6 protein-coding genes, 1 tRNA gene and 2 pseudogenes are annotated in these 8,520 nt (G+C 70.0%); 7 read left to right on the top strand and 2 right to left on the bottom strand.

The window, feature by feature from the left end:
- From BMG07_RS38215 to BMG07_RS38185, 7 genes and pseudogenes are all read left to right on the top strand, one after another.
- Positions 1-570: pseudogene (locus tag BMG07_RS38215) on the top strand (16S rRNA (cytosine(967)-C(5))-methyltransferase RsmB); the annotation flags it as partial.
- 52 nt (positions 571-622) lie between these two features.
- Complete coding sequence (locus BMG07_RS38210; protein WP_374221429.1) at positions 623-1,189, top strand: DUF4390 domain-containing protein; 567 nt, start codon at positions 623-625, stop codon at positions 1,187-1,189.
- Positions 1,186-3,515, top strand: a pseudogene (locus tag BMG07_RS38205) (ATP-binding protein). Before BMG07_RS38210 ends, BMG07_RS38205 begins: the two are co-directional and overlap by 4 nt.
- An 88-nt stretch (positions 3,516-3,603) precedes the next feature.
- The gene (locus BMG07_RS38200) at positions 3,604-4,305 is read left to right on the top strand and encodes a response regulator (protein WP_198088845.1); all 702 of its coding nucleotides are present in this window, start codon (positions 3,604-3,606) and stop codon (positions 4,303-4,305) included.
- Positions 4,306-4,329: 24 nt separating this feature from the next.
- Positions 4,330-4,405: transfer RNA gene (locus tag BMG07_RS38195), tRNA-Phe, on the top strand.
- A gap of 164 nt (positions 4,406-4,569) precedes the next feature.
- Positions 4,570-4,752, top strand: coding sequence for a hypothetical protein (locus BMG07_RS38190; protein WP_198088844.1), 183 nt, complete (start codon positions 4,570-4,572; stop codon positions 4,750-4,752).
- 17 nt (positions 4,753-4,769) lie between these two features.
- Entirely contained in the window at positions 4,770-5,795 is a 1,026-nt protein-coding gene (locus BMG07_RS38185; RefSeq protein ID WP_198088843.1) for a lysylphosphatidylglycerol synthase domain-containing protein, read from the top strand.
- Here BMG07_RS38185 and BMG07_RS38180 read toward each other — a convergent pair.
- Positions 5,758-6,168: a PaaI family thioesterase gene (locus BMG07_RS38180; protein WP_198088842.1), complete on the bottom strand. Its 411-nt coding sequence runs from the start codon at positions 6,166-6,168 to the stop codon at positions 5,758-5,760. The two genes, BMG07_RS38185 and BMG07_RS38180, sit on opposite strands and share 38 nt — an antisense overlap.
- Positions 6,169-6,239: 71 nt before the next feature.
- Positions 6,240-8,520, bottom strand: a 2,281-nt coding sequence (locus BMG07_RS38175) for a sensor histidine kinase (RefSeq protein WP_198088841.1), incomplete at its 5' end; no start/stop codon positions are given.

The following is an 8,520-nucleotide window of genomic DNA, read 5'->3' as shown; positions in this document are numbered from 1 at the left end:
CTCGACGCCTGCGCCGCGCCCGGCGGCAAGACGGCGCACCTGCTCGAACTCGCCGGCCCCGGCGCCATCGAGGTGACCGCGCTCGAGGTCGACGCCGCGCGCAGCCGCCGCATCGACGAGACCCTGTCACGCATCGGCCTGAAGGCCAAGGTCGTGGTGGCCGACGCGGCGCGCCCCGCCGACTGGTGGGACCGCACGCCTTTCGACGCGATCCTGCTCGACGCGCCATGCACCGCTTCGGGCATCGTGCGCCGCCACCCCGACGTCCGCTGGCTGCGCCGCGAGAGCGACACCGCCCAGCTTGCCGCCCAGCAGTCCGCGCTGCTGGCCGCGCTCTGGCCGCTCGTGCGCCCCGGCGGCCGCCTTCTTTACTGCACCTGCTCGGTCTTCCGGGAAGAGGGCTCGCAACAAATTGATGCGTTTCTTGTACACAACACCGACGCACGATTGCTGCCATCACCCGGCCATTTGCTGCCCCAAAGCGGGTCGAATGCCCGTGGCGTCCCGGACAATCCCTCTGGTGACCACGACGGCTTCTTCTACGCCCTGCTTGAAAAGCGCCCGCGCTGAGCGGCGCGCGCCGGTCCTGCTGGCCGTGCTGCTGTGGGTCTGGGTGGTGTGCGTGGCGTGGCTGCCGGCACCGGCCGCGGCCCAGGGCCGCTCCAATGCCTCCATCGGCCAGATGCGGCTGGAGCAGGCCGACGACGGCGTCTACCTGAGCGCGGCCGTGCAGTTCGAGCTGCCCTCGCTGGTCGAGGAGGTGCTCGACAAGGGCATTGCCATCTACTTCGTGGCCGAGGCCGAGATCTTCCAGGAGCGCTGGTACTGGACCGACCGCAAGGTCGCGCAGGTGCAGCGCCACATGCGGCTGGCCTACCAGCCGCTCACGCGGCGCTGGCGCCTGAACGTGTCGCCCGTGCCGATCACCGGCGCCGTCGGCCTGGGCATTTCGCTGAACCAGAACTTCGACACCCTGAGCGACGCGCTCGACGCCATCAAGCGCATCGGGCGGCTGCGGCTGGGCGACGCGGCCGAGATCGGCGACGACCCGCTGCACCAGGTGACCTTCCGCTTCCGGCTCGACACCTCGCAGCTGCCGCGCCCGTTCCAGATCGGCGTGGTCGGCCAGGCCGACTGGAACATCACCGCCGAGCGCACCGCGCGGCTCGCGCTGGAGAAGCAGAAGTGAGCACCTCCCCGCGCAGCGGCGCAGCGGCCACGCCCGCCGCCCGCCGCTCGCGCGCCATGCGCTGGGCCGTGGGCGTGGGCGCCGCGCTGGTCACGGCCATCGGGCTGGTGCTGATGTTCCTGCTCGCGCAGGCCACCAACAACCGCGCGCTGTACGAACGCTATTACGTGCGGTTGTTCGGCATCAACGTGGTGGTGGCGGTGCTGCTGGTGCTGGTGATCGGCTGGGTCGCGTTCCGGCTGCTGCGGCGGCTGCGGCAGGGCAAGTTCGGCAGCCGGCTGCTCATCAAGCTGGCAGCCATCTTCGCGCTGGTGGGCGTGGTGCCGGGGGCGCTGGTCTACGTGGTGTCCTATCAGTTCGTGGCGCGCTCGATCGAGAGCTGGTTCGACGTCAAGGTCGAAGGCGCGCTCGACGCCGGCCTGAACCTGGGCCGCGCCACGCTCGACTCGCTGTCCGACGACCTCGCCGCCAAGACGCGCAGCGCCAGCGCACAGCTGGCGCAGGTGCCCGACGCCAGCGCGGGCCTGCTGCTCGAGCGCATCCGCGACCAGCTCGAGGCCAGCGACGTGATTCTCTGGACCGGCTCCGGGCAACTGGTGGCCAGCGCCGGCTCCTCGCGCTTTCAGCTCAACCCCGAGCGGCCGACCGCGCAGCAGTTCCGGCAGGTGCGGCCCGAGCGCGCCGTGGCGCACATCGAAGGGCTGGACGAAACTGCCGCCCCGGGCGCGGCCCCGCCTGTCGCGAGCGTGCGCGCGCTCGCCATGGTGCAGCGCCCCGGCTTCGACTTCGACACCGCGCCGCGCTACCTGCAGGTCACGCGGCCGCTGCCGCCTGCGGTGGTGGCCAATGCGCTCGCCGTGCAGGAGGCCAACCGCGAATACCAGGAGCGGGCGCTCGCGCGCGAGGGCTTGCGCCGCATGTACATCGGCACGCTCACGCTGAGCCTGTTCCTTGCCGTGTTCGGCGCGGTGCTGCTGGCCGTGCTGTTCGGCAACCAGCTCGCGCGGCCCCTGCTGGTGCTGGCCGACGGCGTGCGCCAGGTGGCCGCCGGCGACCTGCGGCCCACCGCCGTGCTGCAGGGCAAGGACGAGTTGGGCGGCCTCACGCGCTCGTTCGCCGTCATGACCCAGCAGCTGGCCGACGCGCGCGGCGCGGTCGAGAAAACCATGGGCCAGCTCGACGCCGCCCGCGCCAACCTGCAGACGATTCTGGACAACCTGACCTCGGGCGTGATCGTGCTCGACGCCAAGGGCACCGTGCTGTCGACCAACCCCGGCGCCACCCGCGTGCTGCGCGCGCCGCTCGCGGCCTACGAAGGGCAGGCGCTGGTCAGCGTGCCGGGCCTGGCCGAGTTCGGCGCCAAGGTGCAGCAGCAGTTCGACGAATTCCAGGTCGAGCGCATGCAGCACGGCCTGGACCACTGGCAGCACGCCTTCGAACTGCACGCCTCGGGCCTGGACATGCCGCAGCAGGACGGTGCCATCAACATCGTCGCGCGCGGCGCCGAGCTGCCGGGCGCGGCGCGGCTGCTGGTGTTCGACGACATCTCCGAGATCGTCTCGGCCCAGCGCGCGCAGGCCTGGGGCGAGGTGGCGCGCCGCCTTGCGCACGAGATCAAGAACCCGCTGACGCCCATCCAGCTGTCGGCCGAGCGGCTCGAGATGAAGCTCTCGGGCAAGGTGCAGCCGCCCGAGCAGGCCATCCTCGTGAAGTCGGTCAAGACCATCGTCGACCAGGTCGATGCGATGAAGCGGCTGGTGAATGAATTCCGCGACTACGCGCGCCTGCCCGCGGCCGACCTCAAGCCGGTCGACCTCAATGCGCTGCTGGTCGACGTGCTCCAGCTCTACAACGCCGAGGGCCTGCCCATCACGCTGCGCTCCGAACTCGACGAGCGTTGCCCGCCCGTTCGCGGCGATGCGCAGCAGATTCGCCAGGTGATTCACAACCTGTTGCAAAACGCCCAGGACGCCGCTGAGGCCGCGGCCAGCGTGACGGGCCAGCGCGGCGAGGTCGTCATCCGCACGCGGCTGGGCGACTCGGGGCAGCGCGTGCGGCTCACCGTGCAGGACAGCGGCCCCGCTTCGCCGAGAACATCCTCAAGCGCGCCTTCGAGCCCTACGTCACCACGAAAACAAAAGGTACCGGTTTGGGCCTGGCCGTCGTCAAGAAGATCGCCGACGAACACGGTGCGCGCATCGAGCTTTCCAACCGCGTTGTCGACGGGGCTGTGGCGGGGGCGCAAGTCTCGCTATCATTCGCGCTGGCAAGCGAGCCGCGGGCAGCGGTCGCTCACACCGAAGATTCGAAGTCTTCCGCCGCCTGAGCACTTGCGATTCCGTCGCACAGGCGATGGACGTGCCCGCGGACCCTACACACATTGCAGACACCAGCGCATACAACAAGCAGCACTCATGGCAAACATTCTCGTGGTCGATGACGAGCTGGGCATCCGGGACCTGCTCTTCGAAATTCTCAATGACGAAGGCCACAACGTGGAGCTCGCGGAAAACGCCGCCGAAGCGCGCGCGGCCCGCCAGCGCGCACGGCCCGACCTCGTCCTGCTCGACATCTGGATGCCCGACACCGACGGCGTCACTTTGCTCAAGGAGTGGTCCACCGCCGGCCTGCTGAGCATGCCCGTCATCATGATGAGCGGCCACGCCACCATCGACACGGCCGTCGACGCCACCCGCATCGGCGCCTTCGCGTTCCTGGAAAAGCCCATCACGCTGCAGAAGCTGCTCAAGGCGGTGGAACAGGGGCTGGCGCGCGAGAGCGCACGGCGCGCCGCCGCTGGCGTGGTCCCCGCACCGGCGGGCGTGGCGCAGTCCACCGCGATCACCACCACGGGCGACAGCCTGCTGATGGCGTCGCTGGCATCGGTGCCGGTGGCCGAGACCGGCCCGCAATCGACCCAGAGCTTCGACCTCGACCGCCCGCTGCGCGACGCGCGCGACGGTTTCGAGAAGGCGTACTTCGAGTTCCATCTCGCGATGGAGAACGGCTCGATGACCCGCGTGGCCGAGAAAACCGGCCTCGAGCGCACCCATCTGTACAGAAAACTCAAACAACTTGGCGTCGATCTGTCGAGAGGGCGCAGAAGCGCTGTATAATTCGAGGCTGCACACAATTGCAATGGCCCGGTAGCTCAGTTGGTAGAGCAGCGGATTGAAAATCCGCGTGTCGGTGGTTCGATTCCGCCCCAGGCCACCAAATTCAAAGCCCTTGGTTCCCACAGGACCAAGGGCTTTTTCAATTTCCGGCGCGGCCGTGCGCGGTCGCGGTATGGCAAATGTCCTGCATCCGCCGTCGCCTGTGGCCGGCGGCGCATCCATCGCGGGCATCGACAAACTCGGACATCCACCGAGGAGATGCCGATGTCCAAGCCGCAGCACCCCGAAGAACCCGAACTCACGCAGGAAGAGTCCGTCCCCACCGACGGTCGCGATGCCGAAGGCGAGCGCATGATGAAAGACGTGCGCAACAGCAAGCTCCACGACAAGGACGCTGCCGAGCACAAGACCCCCGAGAAAAGCGACACCAGGCCCGCCCGGCCCTGAGCCCGCCCGCCGTCGCTATGACCTCGCACGCGGCCACTGCCGCCGACGCCCCTGCGCCCGGCGCCGGCACCCTCTGGCACCGCTGCCGCCCATGGGCCCTGCCGTTGCTGGGCATCGCCGTCCTGGGCCTGCTCCTCTCCCACGCGCACAAGGTCGACTGGGCCGGTGCATGGCAAGCGCTCCAACGCTACTCGCCGCTGCTGCTGCTCGCCGTGCTGGGTCTCGCGACCGCCAGTCACGCCCTCTACGGATGCTTCGACCTGATCGGCAAGCGCCATCTGCGCCATCGCCTGCCGTACTGGCGCACATGGGCCATCGCCGTGACCAGCTATGCATTCAATCTCAACCTCGGCTCGCTGGTCGGTGGCGTCGCGATGCGTGCGCGGCTCTATGCGCGTGCCGGTCTCGACGACGCCTCGGTCGCGCAGATCGTCGGCCTGAGCCTTGCGACCAACTGGCTCGGCTACGGCCTGCTTGCGGGCGGCCTGTTCGCGGCCGGTGCGATCTCGCCGCCCAGCCAGGCGCACATCGGCGACGGGGCGTTGCGCCTGCTCGGCGTGGTGATGATCCTGCTGGCACTGGCATACGTCGCGGCCTGCGCGATGGCGCGTGGACGCGAATGGCAATTCAGAGGGCGTCGCCTCCAGTTGCCGGCCGCGCGCCTGGCCGTGGCGCAGCTCGCGCTCTCCACCACCAACTGGGCATTGATGGGCGCCGCCATGTACCTGCTGCTCGGACAGAAGGTGCCCTACGCCACCACCTTGAGCGTGCTGCTCGCCGCGTCCATCGTCGGTGTGCTGACGCCGATCCCGGCGGGCCTCGGCGTGCTCGAAGCCGTGTACCTCGCGCTGCTGTCGGGCAGCGTGAAGCAGGGCGCGCTGATGGGGGCGGTGCTCGCGTACCGCGCGCTCTATTACCTGCTGCCGCTGGCCGGCGGACTGATGCTGTATCTGTTCCTCGAACGCTACGCGGCAAGCCATCCGCCCGAGGCGCGGCAAGAAGCGCTCACGCCGCCGCTTCCAGCACCAGCTGTGTCTGCGTGACGACCGCGCACAGCTTGCCGTCCGCGTTGGTGACGGTGGTCTGCCAGACCATCGTCGTGCGCCCGCGATGCAGCGCCACGCTGGTGCCCGTCACGGTGCTGCCGGCGCGCGCGCCCGCGATGAACTTGGTGCTCGAGTCGGTGGTCGTCGTGCGCTTGCCTTCCGTCAGGTTGACGAGGGTGCCGACCGCGCCCAGCGTGTCGGCAAAAGCCATGTAGGCGCCGCCGTGCAGGATGCCCCCGGCCGTGCACAGGTCGGGCCGCACTTCCATCTCCGCGACCACGCGGTCGGGCGCCAGTTCCGTGAGGCGCACGCCCATCAAGCCGGGGAACAGCGGGTCCAGCAGTTTCTGAAGCGCGGCGATGTCGTGCATGAAAAGCTCCTGTGCGTGGGGAGCCGCCATCCTAAACAGCCGCGCCGCCGCATGCAAAGCCGTGCGCGCCGTCACAGATCCGGCGCCGCGCGCGCCAGCAGCCGGATGTGTTCGAAGTCCAACCGGTCCAGCGCCTGCCGCACGGCCTCGACCAGCGCGGCGTGGCGCGAATCGGCGGCGGCCAGCCGGTCGGCCCATTCATGCAGATCGGTCCAGCGGCCGTCGCGCGCCAGCAGTTCGAGTTCGGCCCGCACCGCGGCCGGCAGCGGCGCGATGGCCGGCGTGGGCGTCGCTGCCGTCGTCGGCGCGCGGCGCAGCCTCAGGCGCGACGTCTGGGGAAGCGGCAACGACGGCATCCGCGGTGTCGCGGCATCGGGCGGCAGCGTTTTCGGCGCGTCCTTCACGATCACGGAAAAGCGCACGCGCGTGCCCAGGTCCGGATGGCTTTGGAGCAACAACCGCCCGCCCATGTGCTGCACGATGCGCCGCGCGATCGCCAGCCCGAGTCCGTTGCCGTTCGCGCTCGGCGCGCACTGCGCGAAGGCCTGGAAGATGCGCGCCTGGTCTTCCTTGTCGATGCCGACGCCGCTGTCCCACACCTCGAGGCGCAGCCGCCACGAATCCGCGCGCGGCCTGGCCTGCACGCGCAGGCCGATCCTGCCGCCGTGCGTGAACTTGGCGGCATTCGACAGCAGATTGAGCAGCAGCTGGTGAAAGCGCTTGCTGTCGACGAGCACCGTCGGCGGCAACGCGCCGCGCACCTCGAGCGCGAAGGTGTTGTTCTGCCGCTGTGCGAGCGTGTCGGCGTACTGCGCGATGTCGTCGAGCAGCGCCTGCAGGCGCACGGGGCGAGGCTCGAAGGAGAAGGGCAGCAGCTCGCCCTTGGCGTAGTCGAGCAGGTCGTCGATCAGCGAGAGCTGGTAGGCGGCGCTGCGCTCGATCGCCTGCAGCCGCTCGGGCTGCGGCTGCGGCGTGGCTTCTTCGCGCAGCAGGCGCACGTGGCCGATGATGGTCGCGAGCGGCGCACGCAGGTCGTGGGTCACGTAGGCCAGGAGCCGCGTCTGCTCGCGCGCCTGGTGCTCGGCCTGCTCGAGCGCGGCATTCAACGCGTGGGTCTTGCGCGCCACCTCGTCGCGCAGGCGTTGCTGTTCGTCGGCCTGCCAGCGCACCAGCGTGCGCTGCGCAAGGTGCTGCTGGCGCGAGAGATGGTGGGTCCACGACGACAGCGCGACCAGCCCCATCAGCATGCCGGGGAAGCCCAGCGCGTAGGCGTCGAAGCCGGGCAGCATGTGCGTGGGCATCGACAGTTCGGCCAGCCGCAGACACACGCCGACCATGATGATGGCCATCACCGGAAACGCCTGCTTGCCGCCCGGCCCCGCGCGCCGCATGTAGAGAAAGCTGCTCGCGGTGAGCGCGGACACCAGCAGCAGCGCATTGAGGTTCCCCAGGCGCGCGAAGGGCGCATAAGGCCCCAGCAGCGCACCCAGCATCGCGACGACCTGCGCGGCGCCCAGCACCGCGATGACGGGCAGCCCCGGCGGCCGCACGGGGCCGCGGCGCGACATCAGGTGCAGGTACAGCAGCAGGCTCAGCACGCAGCTGGCGGCCACCACGCCGGCCGCGCGATAGCTCCACTCGGTGCTGGCGGGCCACAGCGCGATCCGCGCATAGCCGCGATAGGTGCCCTCGTACAGCGCCACCAGCGTGAAACCCACGCTCTGCAAGGCCATCAGCGGGTTGCGCGAGATGACCCACAGCGTGAGCGAGTACGCGGCGAGCACCAGCATGCCGCCGATCAGCAGGCCGTCGAGCAGCGCATGGCTGCTCTCGGCCTTGCGCCAGCTGTCGGCCGTGTGCAGCTCGGGCGCGAACTTCAGGCTGTTGAGGCTTTGCACGCGCACCAGCACGCGCGCCTGCTCGCCGGGCCGCAGGTCGAGCGACAGCGTCGGCACGCGGTCGCCGCTGCCGCCGCTGCGCAGCGGCACCGACACGCCCGCCGCCTCGTGCGCCCACAGGGGCGCTTCGGCGCCGGTGCGCGTGCGACGTTGCACATGAAAGTCGACGTACTGCAGCCACGTGGTGTTCAACACCAGGCGCAGCGGCCGCACATCGCCGGTGTCGTTCGCGACCGCGAAGCGCAGCCAGAAGACCGAGCGCGTGAACCCCTGGCGCATGCGTTCGCGCGTGCCGGGCGCGAAGCCGGGCGATGCATCGGCTTCTTCGGGCGAGAGCTGTCTTTCCGCGTCCTCGAGCAGCTCGACGCTTTCGTCGAGCGCAAGAGGCAGGGCAGGGCGCGGCGCGGGCGCATCGCCGAGCCGCAGCGTGGCCGCGCCGGCCGGCCCCGCGAAG

The sequence above is a fragment of the Variovorax sp. E3 genome (assembly GCF_016082275.1).
GTDB lineage: Bacteria > Pseudomonadota > Gammaproteobacteria > Burkholderiales > Burkholderiaceae_C > Variovorax.
Note: the sequence above shows the minus strand (reverse complement) of the source record. Positions and strands in the feature narration are given on the sequence as shown.

Excerpts from the sequence above, each read along its gene's own strand:
- BMG07_RS38180 (WP_198088842.1), bottom strand. The coding sequence starts at position 6,168 with ATGCACGACATCGCCGCGCTTCAGAAACTGCTGGACCCGCTGTTCCCC.
- BMG07_RS38200 (WP_198088845.1), top strand. The coding sequence starts at position 3,604 with ATGGCAAACATTCTCGTGGTCGATGACGAGCTGGGCATCCGGGACCTG.
- BMG07_RS38190 (WP_198088844.1), top strand. The coding sequence starts at position 4,570 with ATGTCCAAGCCGCAGCACCCCGAAGAACCCGAACTCACGCAGGAAGAG.
- BMG07_RS38185 (WP_198088843.1), top strand. The coding sequence starts at position 4,770 with ATGACCTCGCACGCGGCCACTGCCGCCGACGCCCCTGCGCCCGGCGCC.